The sequence below is a fragment of the Fictibacillus marinisediminis genome, from assembly GCF_023149135.1.
In the GTDB taxonomy this organism is placed as follows: Bacteria; Bacillota; Bacilli; order Bacillales; family Fictibacillaceae; genus Fictibacillus_C; species Fictibacillus_C marinisediminis.
In genome coordinates this window covers 3,126,204-3,146,044 of record NZ_JAIWJX010000002.1, presented here as the reverse complement: position 1 = coordinate 3,146,044, position 19,841 = coordinate 3,126,204, and the positions used below count along the sequence as shown (strand labels likewise).

General features: G+C 43.4%; 20 protein-coding genes and 1 pseudogene. 7 read left to right on the top strand and 14 right to left on the bottom strand.

Features of this window, described 5'->3' with window-relative positions:
* Positions 1-42: 42 nt before the first annotated feature.
* The 6 genes from LCY76_RS16735 to LCY76_RS16710 all read right to left on the bottom strand — a co-directional run bounded on the left by LCY76_RS16735 (position 43) and on the right by LCY76_RS16710 (position 4,454).
* Entirely contained in the window at positions 43-213 is a 171-nt protein-coding gene (locus LCY76_RS16735) for a hypothetical protein (RefSeq protein ID WP_248253562.1), read from the bottom strand.
* A gap of 158 nt (positions 214-371) precedes the next feature.
* Entirely contained in the window at positions 372-830 is a 459-nt protein-coding gene (locus tag LCY76_RS16730; protein ID WP_248253561.1) for a nucleoside 2-deoxyribosyltransferase, read from the bottom strand.
* A 102-nt stretch (positions 831-932) separates the two neighbouring features.
* Entirely contained in the window at positions 933-1,085 is a 153-nt protein-coding gene (locus LCY76_RS16725) for a YpzG family protein (protein WP_082316169.1), read from the bottom strand.
* A gap of 91 nt (positions 1,086-1,176) precedes the next feature.
* A complete protein-coding gene (locus LCY76_RS16720) occupies positions 1,177-2,469 on the bottom strand; it encodes an MFS transporter (RefSeq protein ID WP_248253560.1) in 1,293 nt (430 codons plus the stop codon).
* Between the two features lie 53 nt (positions 2,470-2,522).
* A complete protein-coding gene (locus LCY76_RS16715; RefSeq protein WP_248253559.1) occupies positions 2,523-3,830 on the bottom strand; it encodes an alkaline phosphatase family protein in 1,308 nt (435 codons plus the stop codon).
* A gap of 93 nt (positions 3,831-3,923) precedes the next feature.
* Positions 3,924-4,454 carry a hypothetical protein gene (locus LCY76_RS16710; protein WP_248253558.1) on the bottom strand — a complete coding sequence of 177 codons (531 nt, stop codon included), beginning with the start codon at positions 4,452-4,454 and terminating at the stop codon, positions 3,924-3,926.
* Between the two features lie 167 nt (positions 4,455-4,621).
* Here LCY76_RS16710 and LCY76_RS16705 point away from each other — a divergent pair, with 167 nt between their 5' ends.
* The 5 genes and pseudogenes from LCY76_RS16705 to LCY76_RS16685 all read left to right on the top strand — a co-directional run.
* A complete protein-coding gene (locus LCY76_RS16705; RefSeq protein WP_248253557.1) occupies positions 4,622-7,051 on the top strand; it encodes a M14 family zinc carboxypeptidase in 2,430 nt (809 codons plus the stop codon).
* A 236-nt stretch (positions 7,052-7,287) separates the two neighbouring features.
* Positions 7,288-7,437 carry a DUF3977 family protein gene (locus tag LCY76_RS16700; protein WP_419714954.1) on the top strand — a complete coding sequence of 50 codons (150 nt, stop codon included), beginning with the start codon at positions 7,288-7,290 and terminating at the stop codon, positions 7,435-7,437.
* Between the two features lie 10 nt (positions 7,438-7,447).
* Positions 7,448-7,783 (top strand): AAA family ATPase, encoded by a 336-nt coding sequence (locus LCY76_RS16695; protein WP_336606264.1) that lies wholly within the window; start codon positions 7,448-7,450, stop codon positions 7,781-7,783.
* A 199-nt stretch (positions 7,784-7,982) separates the two neighbouring features.
* Complete coding sequence (locus LCY76_RS16690) at positions 7,983-8,678, top strand: aspartate/glutamate racemase family protein (protein WP_248253556.1); 696 nt, start codon at positions 7,983-7,985, stop codon at positions 8,676-8,678.
* 86 nt (positions 8,679-8,764) lie between these two features.
* Positions 8,765-8,998, top strand: a pseudogene (locus LCY76_RS16685) (SIS domain-containing protein); the annotation flags it as partial.
* Positions 8,999-9,072: 74 nt separating this feature from the next.
* Here the strand turns inward: LCY76_RS16685 and LCY76_RS16680 are convergent.
* From LCY76_RS16680 to LCY76_RS16665, 4 genes are read right to left on the bottom strand one after another with little or no spacing between them, the layout of a single operon-like run.
* The gene (locus LCY76_RS16680; protein WP_248253555.1) at positions 9,073-10,146 is read right to left on the bottom strand and encodes an ABC transporter substrate-binding protein; all 1,074 of its coding nucleotides are present in this window, start codon (positions 10,144-10,146) and stop codon (positions 9,073-9,075) included.
* Positions 10,143-10,925 (bottom strand): ABC transporter permease, encoded by a 783-nt coding sequence (locus LCY76_RS16675; RefSeq protein WP_419715000.1) that lies wholly within the window; start codon positions 10,923-10,925, stop codon positions 10,143-10,145. The genes LCY76_RS16680 and LCY76_RS16675 overlap by 4 nt, the downstream gene beginning before the upstream one ends.
* 22 nt (positions 10,926-10,947) lie before the next feature.
* Positions 10,948-11,751 (bottom strand): ABC transporter permease, encoded by an 804-nt coding sequence (locus tag LCY76_RS16670; RefSeq protein WP_053357428.1) that lies wholly within the window; start codon positions 11,749-11,751, stop codon positions 10,948-10,950.
* Entirely contained in the window at positions 11,741-12,847 is a 1,107-nt protein-coding gene (locus LCY76_RS16665) for an ABC transporter ATP-binding protein (protein ID WP_248253553.1), read from the bottom strand. The genes LCY76_RS16670 and LCY76_RS16665 overlap by 11 nt, the downstream gene beginning before the upstream one ends.
* 222 nt (positions 12,848-13,069) lie before the next feature.
* Here LCY76_RS16665 and LCY76_RS16660 point away from each other — a divergent pair, with 222 nt between their 5' ends.
* Positions 13,070-14,011 (top strand): acetamidase/formamidase family protein, encoded by a 942-nt coding sequence (locus LCY76_RS16660; protein ID WP_248253552.1) that lies wholly within the window; start codon positions 13,070-13,072, stop codon positions 14,009-14,011.
* Positions 14,012-14,409: 398 nt separating this feature from the next.
* Complete coding sequence (mgrA, locus tag LCY76_RS16655) at positions 14,410-15,417, top strand: L-glyceraldehyde 3-phosphate reductase (protein WP_248253551.1); 1,008 nt, start codon at positions 14,410-14,412, stop codon at positions 15,415-15,417.
* Positions 15,418-15,482: 65 nt separating this feature from the next.
* Here mgrA and LCY76_RS16650 read toward each other — a convergent pair whose 3' ends face one another.
* The 4 genes from LCY76_RS16650 to fdhF are packed head-to-tail and all read right to left on the bottom strand — an operon-like array spanning position 15,483 to position 19,720.
* Positions 15,483-15,845, bottom strand: coding sequence for a Na-translocating system protein MpsC family protein (locus LCY76_RS16650; RefSeq protein ID WP_248253550.1), 363 nt, complete (start codon positions 15,843-15,845; stop codon positions 15,483-15,485).
* A complete protein-coding gene (locus tag LCY76_RS16645; protein ID WP_062236928.1) occupies positions 15,842-16,273 on the bottom strand; it encodes a phosphate-starvation-inducible protein PsiE in 432 nt (143 codons plus the stop codon). The genes LCY76_RS16650 and LCY76_RS16645 overlap by 4 nt, the downstream gene beginning before the upstream one ends.
* Positions 16,274-16,283: 10 nt before the next feature.
* On the bottom strand, positions 16,284-16,763 hold the full coding sequence (locus LCY76_RS16640; RefSeq protein ID WP_248253549.1) for a helical membrane plugin domain-containing protein: 480 nt from the start codon (positions 16,761-16,763) through the stop codon (positions 16,284-16,286).
* On the bottom strand, positions 16,763-19,720 hold the full coding sequence (gene fdhF, locus LCY76_RS16635; protein ID WP_248253548.1) for a formate dehydrogenase subunit alpha: 2,958 nt from the start codon (positions 19,718-19,720) through the stop codon (positions 16,763-16,765). The genes LCY76_RS16640 and fdhF overlap by 1 nt, the downstream gene beginning before the upstream one ends.
* Positions 19,721-19,841 lie beyond the last annotated feature (121 nt).

Below are 19,841 nucleotides of genomic sequence, written 5' to 3'. Positions count from 1 at the left end.
ACAACCTCCTTTATCGTAGTGCAGTGTTAGACTAACAGTGCATTATGAAGGTATAGTTACGAAAGAGTGAAGCATTTGTAAGCTTAAGGTAAAGAAAAAAATAAAAAAGGATGCCACCAAAATTGGTAGCATCCCTGTAAGGTTAAAATGAGCTGGATCTGCGTCTTCTTCTGTTTTTAATTCTGCATTTAATAACGGTAACACGGCGGCCACCGCTTGTACGCCTAGTTCTCACTCTGCATTTGACTTTTTTCCTGTTACGCCTTGACATTCAATCATCCCCCAATAACTGAATAATAGAGAAAAGAGAATATAACTCTCTTCTCTCTATTATCATATGGTGAATTCTAGTATTTGCTTGGACGAGCAGGTTAAATTAATGGTCCTTCGTATGAAAGTGGCGGCATTCGCAGGAAATCATACGAAGCAATATCGTCGGCTTTCGTCAAATAGGCATGGAGACTCTCAATCAACATAAGATTTGGCACACTTGTTTTTTCTTTAATAAGGATGATCGGTTTTTGAAAGGCAAAGGCATAGCCAAGTTCGAATGCCGTTCCGCTGTCAGTACATAATCCTTCGTAATCGTGAATGACAACTACTACATCCGCTCTTCGCAGATAATAGAGATCAAGGTTAAAAACAACTTTTCTCCATCCCTTGGATCCCCATGGATATTGCTGATTTTGGTGGAAGCGGGCAGAATAGAATTCCGAGACATATGGATTTCGGGTTAAGGCATTCTCAAGCCTTTGAATTCGTTCCAGCTGCTCCTTATCAAAGAAGGGACTGGCGATAAATACTCTCACAGTTCTGGTGTTAGGATCCATCAGATCTCCTCTTTCTAAAGAAAGCTTCAATCCTTTTATATGCAGAAAAATATAAAAAAGAAGGCGCTGTGGCCTTCTTTTTTTGTTTCTTATTCGCAATCCTTACCAGTGGTGGGCTTTAGCGTTGCTTCTCAAGATAATGTTGTTCTGAGACATCTCAGTATGTCCATTTACTTGAGATTTTGAACGTTTCGGCCGCGTCCAATTGTGGTGAAACTTACCTGAGTGGGGATCTAAATGATCTTTGTAACTCATTGCTTTTCACCTCATCCGTTAAGAGTAGACCCTAAGAAACAAGGGTGATATTCAATGAATATCGCGATTATTATGTGTAGTTGCCGGGAAATTATGTTATTTTTGTTTGCTTTTTTTCATCAAACTGATCAATAGCATCTGCTCTTGTCTCAGGGACATAAGCGAGGATGATCATGCCGATAATAAAAAGCAGAATCAGGCTGAACACGCCGCTGCTTGAATTGCCGCTTACCTGAGCGGTGACAGCGACCAGCAATGGCCCAAGTATGGAAGCAAACTTTCCAAAGATGTTGTAAAATCCGAAAAATTCATTGGCGTTCTTTTTCGGTACAAGCTTCGCAAAATAAGCACGGCTTAACGCCTGGATCCCTCCTTGTGACGTTCCGACCAGCATTGCCAGGATCCAAAAATCGAGCGTTGTTTTTAAGAAATAGGCATAAATGCAGACAATGATATAAACAGCAATTCCCACGTACAACATTTTTTTACCTGTAAACTTTTCAGCAAGTCTGCCGTACAGAATGGCAAATGGTGCAGCAACAACCTGGGTGACAAACAAAATGATGAGCAGACTGGTTGAACTGATTCCCAAATCTGTTCCGTATGCGGTCGACATGGAAATAATGGTGCCGACTCCATCAATATAAAAGAAGTAGGCGAGTAAGAAAAGAAATAGAGAACGATATTGTTTGATTTCCCTTAGGGTTTTGCCAAGGCGTTTAAAGCTATTTCTTACAGGAGAAGGTTCCTGCTCAACATAATATTTTTGATGAACATTTTTAAACATTGGGATCGTAAACAGAGCCCACCAGCATGCGGTAATAAGAAAGGCGATCTTGCTTGCGGCAGCAGTAGAGAAGGGCAGCACTTCTTTTTGAGCAAGAATAATGATGGCGATGCTGATGAGAAAAGGAATGGTACTACCGATATACCCTAACCCAAATCCACGGGCGGAAACACGGTTCATCCGTTCTTCCGTCGTGATGTCGATAAGAAACGCATCGTAAAAAACTAAAGCACCGTTAAATCCAAGTGCTGTGAGCGTGTAGATGATCAATAACAGGAGCCAGTGCTGAATTGGAACAAAAACAAGGACAGCAGTCGAGACGACACCCAGTGCAAAGAAGAAGGTGAAGAACTTCTTTTTCATTCCCTGATAGTCCGCGATCGTTCCGAGGATAGGTCCAAGCATGGCCAGAATAAAGGTCGCAATGGCAATCGTATAGCCCAGGTACGCAGTAGAATCAGCACCACTTACACCGGCTTTCATCGCGGCCGCTTTATAAAAAAGCGGAAACACAGCGGTTGTGATGATAATCGAATACGCAGAGTTAGCCCAATCATAAAACATCCAGCTGCTTTCTTCCTTCGAGAAACGCTTCATCCACTTATCCCCTTTTTATTTCCATTTTCATTCTTTCCGCTTCTTATTTCTCCCTATAGCGTTAATAATCCTTCAACAGCCGCTCCGTCTGTATTCCCTAAATGAAGACCAAGAAGACGGGCAAATGTTGGTCCTTCATCCACGAGGCGCATGGACGGAATGGCCTGATTAGGGACAATTCCCTTGCCTGCTGCTGCAAAGAACGTACAGTAGTTTTCCTTTTCAGGCGAGTAGCCATGGGAACCCCAGGTGTATCGCTTTGCCTTCACATCCTCAGCTGTAATGCGATGCAGGAAGCCGCCGTTCAGCGCTTCTTTAAAATAATAACCCCTTCGTGCCTCCAGCATAAAATCACAATGCGCATCCGCACCTCTGGCTCCGGCTTCTTCTCCAGTTAATACCTGTTCAACTCCGCTGCTTTCATCTTGTGATAATTCCTGCAGCCATTGTTGAACCTTCTGTTTTGTGTCATGATCATTGTTGTCTCTTATGTATATATATGCCGAGCCGTCGCAGCTATGGCAGTATGCCTTCCAATTTGTTACTTTTCCTCTGTTATTAACGGTAATTAGTCCTTGTTCCTTGAAGTAGATATTAGGCTGGATGGCAATGGATTCATCGAGGGCACTGTGGTCACCGAGTGCCACAATGGTCGATTGATCATAAATACCGCTCTCCTTGAGAGCCTTTACGATCCGGCCGAGCCGAGCGTCGTGTCGTCGGAGTGCATCCATCGCTTCATCTGAAGAAAAGCCATGGTAATGTCGATTTGTATCCAGATCGGTAAAATGAACGAGCAAGAGCTGCGGTTTTCTTGTTTGAATGGTATGGACGGTTGATTCCAGGACAAAATCATCAAGCGAAGGCTGACTAAGCCCTTTTCGGATATGGCCAAAACGGCGGTTCATCTCGAGCTGATAGTTGACGCTTCCATTAAAAAGAGAGACAGGTATCTGATGGTGCCAAGGACGGTTGGCGAAAATCTCTGGCATGTTGTAATCCATTTCAGCCTTGGCGGTTACCGGCCATAAAAGGGCTCCCGTCGTCATGCCCGCTTTCTTCGCTTCATCATACAGGGTTGTGCCTTTAATATGCCGTCGGTGCCAATGCCAGTCAGGGGAGGGCCGGCCAGGCTGAAGATAGGTATTATTCACAACGCCATGCCTGTTGGGAAAATTACCGGTAACGATCGTGGCATGGCAAGGGTAGGTGACAGATGGATAGATTGATTCAACATTCTTGCAATATGATCCATTCTGCAGGAGTTCGGCAAAATGGGGAAGCTCCTGAAGCATAGGGAAGTCCAGTGACGAAAGACAGTCGAACGAGATAACGATTAAATGATCGGTAAGACGGTCCATAGCGGCCTCCTTTTGATTTATTCATTCTTACTTTTAGTTTAAAGCAAGAAATGGAAAAAGCACCAAAAAAAATCGGTGCTCTGAAAGAATGGATCAGTGATGCATGGAATCTGCGGTTTTTACGATGTCTTTAATCGAATATTCTTTTTTGCTTTTAGGTGATTTAATCAGCATGATGGAGTGATAAAGGCCGTCTTTTTTCCATCGGATTACTTTTGAAGTCTTGCTGTTATTTACTATGGTTGCTTTCGTTCCGTCTTTTAACTTAACCGTTTTAGGCTTCTTGCCGTCTGAATCAAAACTTGTGTTTTTATTATGATAGGTCGTGGCATGCAAAACGGAGTCGACTCCATTGCCAAATATAAATTCTGTCATAATAATTTTCCCTTTCGGATCTCCCGCAGGCTCACTTGCAAAAGTTAAGTCGGCATTTTTAGATTTGAAAGGAAATTTCGTTGGAGCTTCCAATTCTTTTTGAACATCTTTTGGAAAGGCCTCAGCTACTTTTTTTATATCCCTTGGATTTTCCTCTTTTAACTTTTCAACAGCACGGGTTTCCTCATTGCACGCAGTTAATAAAAGAAGAAAAAATAGAGATGTGATCATCAGAATTTTTTTAGGCATATCAATAACTCTCCTTTTAGGTTTTAGTAAATTAATATAGGCTTCTTTGTCGGTGCCAGGCACCATTTATGCAAATTAGGGCTTTCTACAGATGTTTTGTCGAATAAATATACGATACTATGAATATAGTGATATTTTTCATTTCTTGGAAAAGGGGAGATTAAAAGATGGGAATTAAGAAACAGGCAGCAGCAGGGCTGATCGGACTCAGTATTCTGGGAGCACCATATGCGGCATTGGCAGAATCACCTGGTAAAGCACCAGTTAAATGGCACAATGTCAATACTTTTGAAACTCAAACTGAAAAAGACGGAAGCCTATTCAACAGCGAGAACTATAGCTTTACGAAATACTCAAAGATCGGCCAGCAGCTTTTGAAGATTCAGAAGCAAAGCCATCGGATGACGGTCACCAAGTACGGGAAATCAGCAAACGGCCGGGATATGTATGTGGTCACGATCGCTGACCAAAAAGCAAAAGGGCAATTAGGATTTTACAAGAAACTGAGAAAAGAGATGTTTAAGAATCCCGAAAAAGCTCAAGCCTTTATTGACAAGCATCCGGACGTCAAGGTGCCTGTCATGATCAACGGATCCATCCACGGAACCGAGTTTGCTGGATCAGATGCCGTACTTCAGCTCATTGAACGGTTTGCGAAAAACAACGACAAAGACACAAAGCAGATCCTCAAGAATCAGATCCTTATCTTTAATGTAGTGGCCAACCCGGATGGGCGGATCGACGCTACTCGTTTTAACGGCAATGGCATTGATTTAAACCGCGACTTTATTACCCAATCCCAGCCGGAAACTCAAGCGATGGTCTCCCTGATTAAAGAGTGGAACCCGATGGTGTTTCTCGACCTTCATGGTTATGTGAAGGATTATGGCGGTCCGGATAAACCGGGGCTGATCGAGCCGTGTACGCCGCCTCATAATCCAAACTATGAGTATGACCTTTTCTCCAAGTGGGCGATGAACCAGGCGAAAGCGATGGAGTCTGAAATCGTCAGCAACCGTAAAGACTATAAGAACACGAATACTTCTACATCAAAAGTAGATTACCAGAACATGACGGGTGCCTACATACCGCAGAGGGATGACACGGCAGGCTGGGATGATTATCCGCCGATCTTTACACCGATGTATGCCATGTATCACGGATCCTACGGATATACGCTTGAGACGCCGACCAACGACTGGGATGGTGTGAAGTGGCATTATGATGCAGTGATGGGAGCTTTAAGTTACGCCAGCGAGCATAAAACCAGCATGGTGAAAGACCAGATTGAAGTCTTTAAGCGGGGCATCAACTTTGATCATCCATTCCATAAAAAAGGATTCTTCCCGAAAGCCTATATCCTGCCTTCTGATCCTAAAGATGCTACGGCAACAGAAAAAGCAGTCAGCCATCTCATGAAAAATGATATTGAAGTAAGCAAATCAAAAAAAGCGTTCAATTTTAATGGCAAGACCTATCCTGCCGGTACGTACATCGTGAACATGAGCCAGGCGAAAGCGGGACTGGCCAACACGATGCTTTGGGATGGAGAAGACATTACGGACGATACTCCAGCCATGTATGACATCTCAGCCTGGAGCCTTCCTGAGCTATGGGGATTTGAGGCTATCCAGGTGCCAGCTGACAGCAAGATTATTTTCTCCTTGCAAGAGGTAAGGAAGACACATGATGAGGGCAAGCTCATCGGGAAAGGGCCATACAAAATTCCGAACACATCGGTAAAATCAGTTGAACTTGCGAACAAGCTGATCAACAGAGGCTACGCAGTCCAACGCGGGACAGACGGTTCTTTTTACATTAAAAGCAGAGTGAACCATGATCTTATGCAATTCGTCAGAAAGTCTGGACTGATCGTCAAAAGTGCTGCCATTCCTAATCAAGCCCAAAACGTAAAACAGCTGCATGTCACCATTTTAAAAGATGGAGGAATGGGCAAAACTCAGTCCCACTCCGGAACAAAGCTTGCCCTTGAACGGCTGGGCTTTAACGTGAGAGAACTCGCACCAAGAGATCTCGCAGTTCAAGGACTTGGCAATACTGATGTATTTTTCTATAACGGAACATCCAATCTCATTTCCTATAAAAACAGCAAAGCAAACGCGGAGTTCGGATTGGAAAACGAAGCACAATTCCAAGCCTTGAAAAAGAACATTACTGATTTTGTTAATGGAGGCGGGAAGTATATCGCTATTGGTTCTGGAGCAGCAAGTGCCACAAAAACGCTTGGGCTGACCAATGTGACCATCAACAAAGGAAACCCTGACAGCAATGGGATTGTTCGAGTCGATTATAATCATAGCGCCCTGACTCAAGGCTACAATGAGAGTGATTACGGATTTGTATACGGCCCAGTTTGGTACACCAATACGGATGGTTATGAAACGGCAGCTTCTTTTAAAAACAGCAGCGAATTCTTTATGGCAGGGCATTGGAAAAATCACCAGGCCGCCCAGGGACAGGCTGTCATCATCAAGGACCAATCCAAGGACGTCACGCTTATGGGAATCGAAGCAGGCTTCAGGGATCATACCGATTATCTTTTCCGCCTGCTTTCCAATGCAGTTTACAGCAAATAGAACAGGCAAGCACCTCTTAGCGGAGGTGCTTGTTTTTTTCGCAAGACTTTCAAAGTAAAGGCATAAAAGACAACCTCCATGTGAGAATAGCCCAAGCAAGAAAGATAAAGCCATCATCTGTAATTTCATCTGTCCAGCCCTCTTTTTATCATTAGACGATTTCAAGGTTCGTAAAGTTACTTCCATCACTAGGTGGGTAAAGAAGGAAAAATGGATTTCATATCGAAGTTAATTTGGTGTTCATTAGGGGGAATAAATTTTATTCTCTTTATTTCCGGATCTGGATGGCTAAAACCGTGTTTATTCTTGTCTCGAAAGAAGGATTCAAAACAGGGAAGAAAAACCGCAATGCTTTTAAAATAATAATAGGGATGGTTAGTTATTAAGGAAAAAATGATGGTTAAAAATCCAAGTAAGATACATATTATTGGTTCAGTAGGAAGCGGGAAAACAACGTTAGCAAGGACACTTTCTTCTCGTTTAAATGTTCCGTACATTGAACTGGACAACGTCGTATGGAAAAGGAGCAAGCCTGAAGATATAAGAAGAAGTGATGTAGAGAGGGATAAGTATCTGAATGATATCATTTCCTCTGACCAATGGATTGTAGAGGGAGTTCATCATACTTGGGTGAAGCCAAGTTTTCAAAATGCTGATGTTATTATCTTCTTAGATACTGATTATTCTAAACGAACTATTAGAATTATTAAAAGTTCGTTTATCAAAAATTAAAAATCGAAAAGGCAAATTACAGACCAACGTTAAAGATCTTCAGGAACATGTTTATATGGAACTCCTATTTTGAAAAGGAAAGTAAACCCAAAATATTAAAACTTCTAAACCAATATGATCACAAACTGATTATATTAAAGAACAACCAGGATGTTGAAAAATATTTCAATTAAAGTAAATAGGAAAACAGGGTGATTCTATGAAAACGATCGGTTTAATTGGTGGAATGAGCTGGGAATCCACCGCAGAATATTACCGGAAAATAAATGAAGAAGTTAAAAACAGATTAGGTGGTTTGCATTCAGCAGAGTGCCTGTTATACAGCATAGATTTTGAAGAGATTGAACGCTGTCAGGCAGCAGGCGACTGGGAAAGTGCCGGAAAAATCCTGGGGAATGTTGCTGGGTCCTTAGAAAAAGCAGGCGCCGATTTCATTGTGATCTGTACGAACACCATGCATATAGTAATCAATGATATACAGAAAAAAATACATATACCCATACTGCATATTGCTGACGCCACAGCTTTTCAAATTCAAAAATCAAAAATAAAAAACGTAGGATTACTTGGCACTAAATATACGATGGAACAGGATTTCTACAAATCACGAATAGAGTCTCAAGGTATTCATGTCTTTGTGCCAGACAAAGAGGATAGGGAAAGAATTAATCAAGTTATTTATGAAGAGTTATGTTTAGGGGAGATTAAGCAATCATCAAAGGATTATTATAAAGAGGTTATTAATCGATTGGTTGCTTCTGGAGCAGAAGGGATTATTTTGGGCTGTACAGAGATCGGATTACTCGTAAAACCAGAAGATTCAGAAGTGCCATTATTTGATACAGCTTTAATACATGCAACTGAAGCGGTTAATATGTCTTTAGGAGATACGTGAGACTCAAAAGGAAAAATCAGTAAGAGAGCGGGGATGCTTTTAATGGATCATCGAACAAGGGTGTTAACAGGTTCACCGGGGAGCCGGTCTCAGGAGAAAATAATTTTACAGTCACTCATCTTAACATTCTTAAACAAGAAGGAAGTAAAATAATCAGTATTACAAACAATAAACTATCTACCATTGCGAAAATTTCTGATATAAACATTCCGTATTATGTAACTGAGGAATCTTTTGAAGAAGCTAATATTACTACACAAGTGCCTGTTGTTTATATTCTGGAATCCATTGCTCGTGAGGTACATAAACTTAATCAATAGGATGAATCACAACCTTTACGAAAATAGCCATAAGAAAAGAGGAAGAGCTGTAAGCAATAGCTCTTCCTCTTATTTTATTTGCGGTGCATTTTAAATTCCAAGAACAGCTCGTTATAGTACGCCAGATTCTTTTTCCCAAGGTTCTGGTATACCTCAAGCTTTTCAGTCAGCTGAGGCGACGGGTAAAAGCGTTCATCGTTCACGGTTTCTTTCGGCATGTAAGATAGAGCTTTTTTGTTTGGCGTTGAATAGTTGACGTATTCTGCATTTTTAGCTGCTATCTTTGGATCAAGCATAAAGTTGATGAACTTGTGTGCCGCTTTTTTATTTTTTGCTGTTTTCGGGATGACCATATTGTCGAACCACAAGTTGGAGCCTTCCTTAGGAACAGCATATTCTAAGTTCTTGTTTTCGCTCATGATTTCTGAAGCGACCCCGGACCAGACAAGCCCGATTGAAGCTTCTTCATTTTCAAGCAGCAGTCTGCTCTCATCTCCAACGATGCCTTTGATATTCGGTGTCAGAGTATCCAGTTTTCTTTTTGCCTTCTGAAGGTGGGCATGATTCGTATCATTCAGGGAATAACCGATGCTGTTGAGTCCCATGCCCATCACTTCGCGGGCTCCGTCGATCAGAAGAATCTTGTTTCGAAGGCCGGGATCCCATAAATCGTTCCAGCTCGTAATCTTCTTGCCGCCGAGCATTTTTGGATTATAGACGATGCCGACTGTACCCCAGAAATAAGGAACAGAATATTTATTGTCTTCATCAAACGGGAGGTCCATGAATCGCTTATCGATATAATGCAGATTAGGAAGCTTGGAATGGTCGAGAGGAATGAGCAGATGCTCCTTCCTCATTTTATCGATCATGTATTCAGACGGAATCGCGATATCATACGTAGTCCCGCCTTGCTCAATCTTTGTCAGCATCGCTTCATTCGAATCAAACGTTTCATAGATGACTTTAATGCCGTTTTCTTTTTCAAACCGTTTGATCAGCTGGGGATCAATATAATCGCCCCAGTTGTAGATCGTCAGGGTATTCCGCCCTGAATATCCCTCTGAGTTGTTCAGCTCAGAAACAGTATAAAAGAGAACCGCAGAAACAAGAATGATCGCCAGGAAAAAATGGACAAGCTTCCTCATTTTTTAACCCCCCATCCGTTCGGCTTGTTGCGCTGAGATATGAAATAATACACAACCACAAGCACGAGTGTAAAAAGGAACAAGAGGGTGGACAGCGCGTTGACATTCAACGAAATTCCACGGCGGGCCAACGAGTAAATCTCAACAGAAAGCGTAGTAAAACCGTTTCCGGTAACAAAGAACGTAACCGCAAAATCATCCAGAGAGTACGTAAGCGCCATAAAGAAGCCGGCAAAAATTCCAGGCGTGATATAGGGCAGAACAACTTTGGTCAACACATTCCAGCGGCTTGCTCCAAGATCTCTGGCTGCATCGATCAGCGTCGGACTCATCTCGGACAGCTTGGGAAGGACCATCAGAACGACGATCGGAATACTGAACGCGATATGTGAGAGCAAGACGGAAAACATGCCAAGCTTCACTCCTGCCATCGTGAACAGGATGAGGAAGGAGGCACCAATAATAACGTCCGGACTGACGATCAGCACGTTGTTCAGTGACAGCAGCGTGTTTTTCGTCTGCCGTTTCTTCATGCTGTGGATGCCCAGTGCTCCGAAAATTCCGATAATGGTTGCAAATAAAGAGGAAAGAAGGGCAATCACTAACGTATTCAGCACGATGATCAGCAAGCGTGAATCCTGAAAGAGCTCCTTGTACCAATCGAGTGTAAAGCCTTTGAAGCCGTACATCGTTCCACCGCTATTGAACGAGTAGAACACGAGAAAGAAGATCGGTGCATAAAGGATAAGGAATATCAACACGAGAAAGATTCGTGACATCGAGTTTATTTTATTATCCAACTTATACACCTCGCTTCCTGTTCCCTGTCACACTCATGATCAGGAACATGATAATAATTAAGAAAACCGCAATTGTCGAACCCATGCCCCAGTCACGGGTGACAAGAAAATGCTGTTCAATCGCTGTACCAAGCGTAATGACGCGGTTTCCTGCGATCAAGCGTGTGAGCATGAATAGAGACAGCGCAGGGATAAATACAACCTGGCAGCCTGACTTTACGCCGTCAATCGTCAAAGGGAAGATGACGCGGCGAAACGTTGTCCACTTGGATGCCCCCAAATCATTTGCAGCATCCAAAAGGATAGGATTCATTTCATTTAATGAGTTAAAAATCGGCAAAATCATGAACGGTATGAATATATATACCGATACAAATATAAAACTGAAATCAGTGAACAGGATCTGTTTCGATCCGACACCTATGGCTTCCAAGAAGCTGTTCGCGATTCCTTTTGTCCCGAAGATGCCCAGGAAAGCATAGGCTTTCAAGAGCAGGTTGATCCAGGAAGGAACGATGATCAATAACAGCCATAGCTGCTTATGCTTCGTTTTGGTCAGCAAATAAGCCGTCGGGTAAGAGATGATAAAGGAAATAAGCGTGATCAAGAACGCATACCAGAACGAACTGAAGGTCATTTTCAAATAAACCGGCGTAAAAAAGTTCTTGTAATTCACCAGTGAAAAGTGACCCTCGATATCAAAAAACGAATAATAAAGGACAAGAAGAAGCGGTGCAATAACGAAAAGAACAATCCATATTGCATAAGGCAAAAGGTAAAGATTTCGGGTGATCTTATTGTTCATGGGCATCTCCAGCAGTATAAGCCTCAAGACGCCGGTCGAAATCTGCTTCTGACTCCCCAAACCGCATGACATGGATGGCTTCCGGATCGAAGTATAATCCGATTTCGTTTCCTGCATCTGCCTTTTTCGTAGAATGGACAAGCCATTCATTGCCGTCTTTATCATAGCAGCTGATCTCATAGTGAACCCCGCGGAACAGCTGTGAATCTACACGTACTTTTAGTTTTCCTCGTTCAAGTGTTGTAATTTCCAAATCTTCCGGACGAATGACAATCTCTACTGGTTCATTCGGATTGAGTCCTCTATCGACGCATTCAAACTGTCCTCCAACAAACTCAACAAGATAATCTTTGATCATTTTGCCTTCAACAATATTGGACTCACCGATAAAATCAGCAACAAACCGGTTGATCGGCTCATCATAAATATCAATCGGTGTACCGCTCTGTTGAATCTTTCCTTGGTTTAAAACAAAAATTTCATCAGACATCGCAAGAGCTTCTTCCTGGTCATGGGTAACAAAGATAAAAGTAATGCCCAATCGGCGCTGCAGCTCACGCAGTTCATACTGCATTTCTGTCCTCAGTTTCAAATCAAGGGCCGACAGCGGCTCATCCAGCAGGATCACTTCAGGCTCGTTGACGATGGCCCTTGCAATGGCCACACGCTGGCGCTGGCCGCCTGACATTTCACGGATCTCACGAGTTTCATAGCCTTCCAAGTTTACAAAGCTGAGCGCTTCTTTCACTTTCTTCTGGATCTCGTTGTTCTTCAACTTTTTAATACGCAGTCCAAACGCCACATTTTCAAATACATTCAAATGCGGGAATAGGGCGTAATCCTGAAAGACCGTGTTCACCTGGCGTTTGTTGGCTGGCACATCATTGATCTTCTTACCGTTAAAGTAAATTTCACCTTCCGAAGCTTCAGTAAAACCAGCGATCAAGCGAAGAATGGTCGTTTTACCGCAGCCGGAAGGACCTAGCAGTGTATAAAATTTTCCTCGTTCAATCTCAAAACTGACATGGTCCAGCACAGCAGGATCATCGTCATATTGCTTCGTAACATTTTTAAATTGAATAATTTCGTTCGTCATCGCAACCCCTCATCTGCTTCTTTTTTTCTATATAAATTGACAATATTCTGCCATTCTCTACTTTTTAATTCTGAACAATTATACATGAAAACTTTGTGGTTTTTAATACAAAAAATGCAAATGAAACTCCTTGAAAGTTTATGGCTCATAACGTTTCATAAAAAGTATAATGAAAGTATCGGGTTATTCCAAATAATAGCAGACCAAGGAGATGACATAGGAGTGAAAAATGTACATACCATCTTTCCTGCAAGAAAAAATTTGCATGGTTCTTTTTCAAGGGATTATGAATCCATTCTTGAAATCCATTCAGGGGAATCTGTCCGGTTTCAAACATTAGATGCGGGCTGGGGGTTAGAACCATTGGTCAGTCTCGCCGAAAAAAGGAAAAAGTTCGAACCTCGGGAGATGCCAAGGGACCAGGGACATGCTCTTTGCGGCCCTGTTTATATCCATGAAGCCTTACCGGGCAAGACATTGGAAATTGAGATAATTGATATTGTTCCGGGAAAATGGGGCTGGAGCACAGCGGGAGGATATCCTCATAGTGTCAACAAGGGGCTGGGACTGGCAGAGGGAGAGGAATTTCTTCTCAGCTGGGAGTTAGATCCGACTCACATGACAGGAAAGAGCCAATTTGGACATGAAGTTCCGCTGAAGCCTTTCATGGGGATTATGGGGATGCCGCCGAATGAAGATGGAATCCATTCCACAACGCCTCCCCGTTTTTGCGGAGGCAATATAGATTGCAAAGAGCTTGTGTCTGGGACAACTTTGTACTTGCCGATCTCTGTAGAGGGCGCTTTGTTTTCAGTAGGAGACGGTCATGGCATCCAGGGTGATGGAGAGGTTGGCGTATCGGCATTAGAATGTCCAATGGAACGTGTCGATCTAACGTTTATTGTAAGGGATGATTTGAAACTGAAAATGCCCAGAGCTGAAACGCAAACAGAATGGATCTCCTTTGGTTTTCATGAGGATCTCGATGAGGCTATGATTATTGCGCTTGATGGCATGCTTGATATCATGCAGAGTGAATACGGGCTAAAACGAAAAGAAGCACTGACTTTGGCAAGTTTAGGAGTGGATATGCGAATTACTCAAGTGGTTAACGGGGTAAAAGGAGTTCACGCTATGTTAAATAAAAAATTTATAAAAAGGTAAATGTAAAAGGCACCTGGGTACGATAATTCGAAGGGACAACCGTTAATCTATCGAAATAACGTCATCGAATGTTCATATTCTTTGTTTTTTTTGCTCTGGACATCTATTCTATGTTTGTATGGTTTGTGATCATGAATCTTACAGAATACCTTGAAAGAGAGGGGATAAAAAGGCCTGACAAAACAAAATGAGGAGAGTCGGGAGAAGGGATCCTGATGATCCAGAAAGACTTTTAGCTGAATTTGATTCTGGAGATCACCATCATCCAAGCAGAAAAGGCGCGGAGGCCATGGCACGATCCATTGATCTTCGTTTCTTTCACCCAGAAAAAAGTAATAAATGAAAAATTTTTAATCGAGAGTGAAAGCGTTTTACTAGAATAGAGGAGGAGATCATTGATGGTGTATACAGCAGAAAATAATCGTTATGAATCTATGAAATATAACAGAAGCGGCCGCTCCGGGCTGCTCCTTCCGGCTATCTCTCTAGGACTATGGCATAACTTCGGCGGAGTAGACAGCTTTGAAAATGGCCGCGCGATGCTGAGAAGAGCGTTTGATCTTGGTATTACCCATTTTGACCTGGCTAACAATTATGGACCGCCTGCAGGTTCTGCTGAAGAAGTGTTTGGTAAGATGTTAAAGACTGATTTCGCTCCGTACCGTGATGAAATGATCATCTCGAGCAAAGCCGGTTATTACATGTGGCCAGGCCCATATGGGGAATGGGGATCCAAAAAGTATTTGATTGCCAGCCTGGATCAGAGCCTGAAGCGTATGGGGCTCGATTATGTGGATATTTTCTACTCTCACCGTCCGGATCCCAATACTCCTCTTGAAGAAACGATGGGAGCGCTGGATGCTATCGTGCGCCAGGGGAAAGCCCTTTACGTGGGGATTTCCAGCTACAGCCCGGAACAAACGATGGAAGCTATTAAAATTTTGAATGATTTGGGAACACCGCTCGTTATCCACCAGCCGAGCTATTCCATGCTTAACCGCTGGATCGAAGACGGCCTTCAGGATGTTTTAGAGGAAAACGGGGTAGGGTCCATCGCGTTTTGCCCGCTTGCCCAAGGCTTGTTGACGAACAAATATATAAGCGGTGTGCCGTCTGATTCACGTGCGGCAAAATCGACGGGAGCGTTGGGAGAGAATGAAGTCACTCCAGAAGTAGTTGAAAGAGTCCGCAGACTCAATGAAATTGCTGCAGACAGGGGACAGAGCCTGCCACAAATGGCACTCGCATGGGTACTCCGCGGGGGTAAGGTAACCTCTGCTTTAATAGGTGCAAGCAGAGTAAGTCAAATTGAAGAAAATATTGCAGCACTAGACAATCTGGATTTCAGTGATGAAGAGCTGCAAAGAATTGATGATATTTTAACCGTAAACAGCGCTGTACGATAAATCCTTTTGTAAACCGAGAAAAACCCGGATCTGCCAAAGGATCCGGGTTTTTCTTATATCCAGTATTATTTTTCTTTAGAAATCAAGGGCCGGTCAAACACAAAGATCGTCATGGCAATATCAGCTTCAATATCGATATCAGAAAAAATACGCAGGATGGCTGCACCGGCAAGATCTTCAAACTTTCTGCGCACACTGAGATCGCTATAAATTTTTTTCACGAGACCGGTACGTGCTTCGTGAACCATTTTCTCGCCTTCTTTTGAACCCATCATGAATTTTTCGATATTCGTAAGGTTTCCTTTCATCTCACTGACTGCCCAAGAACCAACAAAGCGTGTGCTGATTTCCTTTGGACCGTTGCCGACGAATTCCTTGCGTATTTCACGGACAAGCATACTGAATTGATGCTCTATATTTTTGGTCATTGTATCCTTCTCCTTGTATCCTTTAATCGTTTGCCTTTAGGCGTCAGCATGATATAGCTGATAACCAGCAGCAGGATGACGATTGAAAGCCAAAAGTTTCCTAATGGATTGGCGTTGTTGACAATAATGTAACGGACACCCGCCGTAATTCCAATGTATAGAAGATAGCTAAGCGGGAAGTGGTGGCTTTCGCTAAAGTAGGTCACAATCATGGAAATAAAGGCGAAATATAAGAAAAACACAAGTACTTTACCAAGTATATCATGGACATTGTGATTCCCTGTGCAGGCGTCCATGAAAATATAGATAAGCTCTCTGAAAAGAAAAAATACCAGCATACCGCCAAGCAGAACAAGGGAGAGATTTAATAATTTTTGTAAACCATTACTGATGGTTTTCCACTTTTCCGGTAAGATTATTTCTAGCATGCGGACCATCCTACTCCTTCAATCCTTCCCCGACACCTTTTAACAGGTTCATACCGAATCCGATTGCCCTGTTAATGTCAGGGTCTTTTAGGGCTTTCATGAGATCGAAAATGCCTACCTTTTCATTACTGATAAGTCCCTTTTCCGCTCTTTGAATTCCATTGCCAAGGCTGCTCATCAGTTTCTTCGTCATTTCAGGGTTGGTATCGGACAAGACACCGGCCGCTGCCATCATATTATTAATGGCATTGGTCATCTGGGGGCGGAGCAGCTGTTCAACCGCAATCCCCGCCACCTTCTCCTTCGCTTCAACAAGGCCATTCACCGATCCTAAAATTCCGCTGTCATGAAGCTGCTGAAAAAGCTTGATCAGTTCCTTTATTCCATCTGCACTCTTTGCAAGATCCTCTACAATCGTTTCAATTTGCTGCTCCTGCATTTCTTTTTCGGTTCGTGTTGAATGAACAATCTTTGTAATAGGCTGTGCCATTATCGTCGGCCTCCCACTGGTACATTAATATCGGCAATTGGCTCGTAGTCCTCTCGGGCCCACTTGCGTTCGACCTGAACACCAGCCTGAGGATTCCGTTCCGCATATCGCGGATTATACATTGGAAGCGGTGTTCTGCCTTTAACATGAATAAGTTCCATTCGTACTTTTGTCTGCTTATAGGCAGGAGTCTGGGTCCGGACGTCACCGACACTGCCGGTCAGCATATTAATGGCATTTTCGTGGCTTACGGAATGCATCGGTACATACAATTCATTTCCTTTGACCCGGTCTGTGACGATACAGCGCAATTTTATAAAACCGTACGGTGAGATCAGGCGGACAGAAGAGCCGTCCTGAAGGCCTCTTTCACTGGCGAGTTCAGGCGAAACTTCAACAAATACTTCAGGAAGCTTGTACTGGATGCCTTTTGACTTGTTTGTCATATTGCCTTCATGAAAATGTTCAAGCAGACGGCCGTTGTTCAAGATCAGATCAAATTCCTTTTCATAATCCACTGGCTGCACGTATTCAGCAAGGGAGAAGCGTGCTTTGCTGTCAGGGAAGTTAAAGCGCTCAGTGTAAAGAAGCGGCTCATCACTGCCATCTTTTTGCACCGGCCAGACAAGGCTGTTCCATCCCTCTAGACGGTCATAGCTGACTCCGGAAAAAATAGGGGCAAGGCGTGCAATTTCATCCATAATTTCACGAGGGTGTGAATAGTTCCAGTCCATTCCCATCTGCCTAGCGATCTGCTGGATGATCCACCAGTCCGGCTTGGATTCTCCCATAGGTTCAAGCGCCTGATACAAACGCTGAACGCGGCGTTCTGTATTGGTGAATGTGCCATCCTTTTCAAGTGATGGAGAAGCTGGAAGGACAACGTCGGCAAATTGAGCCGTTTTTGTAAAGAAAACATCCTGAACGACAAAGAATTCCAGTTTGCCTAGCATGTCATGGACATGATTGGAATTGGAATCCACCCAGGCCATGTCTTCTCCCATCAAATACATGGATTTTAAATTGCCTTTTTCCACTTCCTGAAGCATTTCAATGTTTGTAAATCCTGCTTTAGGGGAGATGGATACTCCATATGCTTCTTCAAATTTTGCACGTGCAGCATCATCGGACAGTCTCTGGTTGCCGGGAAGCCATTGAGGAAGAGTTCCCATGTCACAGGAGCCTTGTACATTATTATGCCCACGCAGCGGATAAGCTCCTGCACCCGGGCGCCCGAAGTTGCCAGTAGCCAGCAGCAGGTTTGCAATCGCAGCAGACGTGTGGGATCCGGCGATATTTTGAGTAACACCCATTCCCCAAAGAACACAGGTGCCGTCTGCTTCATGAATCATTTCCGCCGTTTTGATCATCTGTTCTTTTGAAAGTCCTGTGACTTCCTCTGCATATTCAAGCGAATATTTTTTTAGCATGTGAAGGTAGTCCTCATACTGGTTAACCCTTTCCCTGATAAAGTCCTCATCATGCCAGCCTTGATCGATGATGTATTTGGTTACCGCCGCCAGCCAGACGAGGTCAGAACCTTGTTTCGGGTGCAGGTAAAGATCGGATCGCTCCGCCATTTCATGTCTGCGAAGATCAGAAACAATCAATTTTTGTCCATAAAGTTTCTTCGCCCGTTTGACACGTGTGGCCAATACAGGATGTCCTTCTGTAGGATTGGCCCCGATAATGATGACAAGTCCGGCGCTTGCAATATCTTTGATCGTACCGGAATCTCCTCCGTACCCGACTGTTGCAAGCAAACCGTCGGTGGCAGGGGATTGGCAATAACGTGAACAGTTATCCACATTGTTCGTTTCAAATACTTGCCTAGCCAGTTTCTGCATAAGATAGGAATCTTCATTTGTCGTTTTGGATGAACTGACAAAACCTAACGCATTGCCTCCATACGTATTTTTTATATGGCTCATTTTTTCACCGATAAGGGAAAGAGCCTCCTCCCATGTTGCGGTTACAAACTCATCGCCTTTGCGGATGAGCGGTGTAGTGAGGCGCTGGTCACTGTTCACAAAATCCCACCCGAATTTCCCTTTGATACAGGTAGAAACACTGTTAACTGGTGCATCTTCGGAAGGTTCAATTTTTAAAATCTGGCGGCCTTTCGTCCATACTTCAAATGAACAGCCGACTCCGCAGAAGGTACAAACAGTCTTTGTTTTTTTTGTACGGGTTTCACGCATGGCAGCTTCCACTTCAGAAACTGCAAAAATTCCGCTGTATCCGGGTTCCACTTCTTTTATGAGGTCGACCATCGGATTGAGCAGGTCCTGCTTGATTCCGGTCATGAAACCCGCTTCCCCAAGCATTGATTTTTCCATTAAGGCATTGCACGGACAGACGGTTGCACATTGACCGCAAGAGACGCAGGAAGATTCATTGATTAATTTATCGTTGTCCCATATAACCCTGGGCATCTTTCTTTCCCAGTCAATCGTCAGTGTTTCATTCACCTGAAGATCCTGGCATACTTCTACACATTTTCCACAAAGGATGCATTGATTCGGGTCATAGCGGTAGAAGGGATGGGACATATCCACTTCATAGCCTTTCTCACGGAACGGGCGAGTTTGATGCTCTACCTCCAATAGTTCTGCCGTGTTGTGGACCTTACAGTTTCCATTGTTATTATCACAAACCGTACAGTAGAGAAGGTGATTCTCTAAAATTCGATCCATCGCCTCGTTCTGGGCTGTTTTTGCAGAAAGAGAGGAGGTAAGGATATTCATGCCTTCCTTTACTTCGGTGGAGCAGGCTCTCATCAGCTTTCCATCGATTTCACACATGCACGTATCACACGTCTGGATCGGCCCCAGTGTTTCCGAATAGCAGATGTGCGGGTGCTCTACACCCTGCGCCAGAAGATGATCCAGTACCCTGGTCCCTTCCTCAGCCTCCTGTAAATTCCCGTTTATTTCAATCCTAATCTTGTTTGCCACTTTACTTTCCTCCTATTAGAAAACATAAAAAAACCCACTATAAAACAATCTGTGCTTTTGCTGCACAAATTCCTTTACAGTGGGTTAATTGCTAAGCATTTTAAATACCAGCCATCCATCC

Coding starts and splice junctions, on each gene's coding strand:
- LCY76_RS16690 (WP_248253556.1), top strand. CDS start 7,983: ATGAAAACGATCGGTTTAATTGGTGGAATGAGCTGGGAATCCACCGCA.
- LCY76_RS16705 (WP_248253557.1), top strand. CDS start 4,622: ATGGGAATTAAGAAACAGGCAGCAGCAGGGCTGATCGGACTCAGTATT.
- LCY76_RS16675 (WP_419715000.1), bottom strand. CDS start 10,925: ATGTCACGAATCTTTCTCGTGTTGATATTCCTTATCCTTTATGCACCG.
- LCY76_RS16640 (WP_248253549.1), bottom strand. CDS start 16,763: ATGGCACAGCCTATTACAAAGATTGTTCATTCAACACGAACCGAAAAA.
- LCY76_RS16695 (WP_336606264.1), top strand. CDS start 7,448: ATGGTTAAAAATCCAAGTAAGATACATATTATTGGTTCAGTAGGAAGC.
- LCY76_RS16710 (WP_248253558.1), bottom strand. CDS start 4,454: ATGCCTAAAAAAATTCTGATGATCACATCTCTATTTTTTCTTCTTTTA.
- LCY76_RS16680 (WP_248253555.1), bottom strand. CDS start 10,146: ATGAGGAAGCTTGTCCATTTTTTCCTGGCGATCATTCTTGTTTCTGCG.
- LCY76_RS16645 (WP_062236928.1), bottom strand. CDS start 16,273: ATGCTAGAAATAATCTTACCGGAAAAGTGGAAAACCATCAGTAATGGT.
- LCY76_RS16715 (WP_248253559.1), bottom strand. CDS start 3,830: ATGGACCGTCTTACCGATCATTTAATCGTTATCTCGTTCGACTGTCTT.
- LCY76_RS16670 (WP_053357428.1), bottom strand. CDS start 11,751: ATGAACAATAAGATCACCCGAAATCTTTACCTTTTGCCTTATGCAATA.
- LCY76_RS16665 (WP_248253553.1), bottom strand. CDS start 12,847: ATGACGAACGAAATTATTCAATTTAAAAATGTTACGAAGCAATATGAC.
- LCY76_RS16720 (WP_248253560.1), bottom strand. CDS start 2,469: ATGAAGCGTTTCTCGAAGGAAGAAAGCAGCTGGATGTTTTATGATTGG.
- mgrA (WP_248253551.1), top strand. CDS start 14,410: ATGGTGTATACAGCAGAAAATAATCGTTATGAATCTATGAAATATAAC.
- LCY76_RS16725 (WP_082316169.1), bottom strand. CDS start 1,085: ATGAGTTACAAAGATCATTTAGATCCCCACTCAGGTAAGTTTCACCAC.
- LCY76_RS16650 (WP_248253550.1), bottom strand. CDS start 15,845: ATGACCAAAAATATAGAGCATCAATTCAGTATGCTTGTCCGTGAAATA.
- LCY76_RS16730 (WP_248253561.1), bottom strand. CDS start 830: ATGGATCCTAACACCAGAACTGTGAGAGTATTTATCGCCAGTCCCTTC.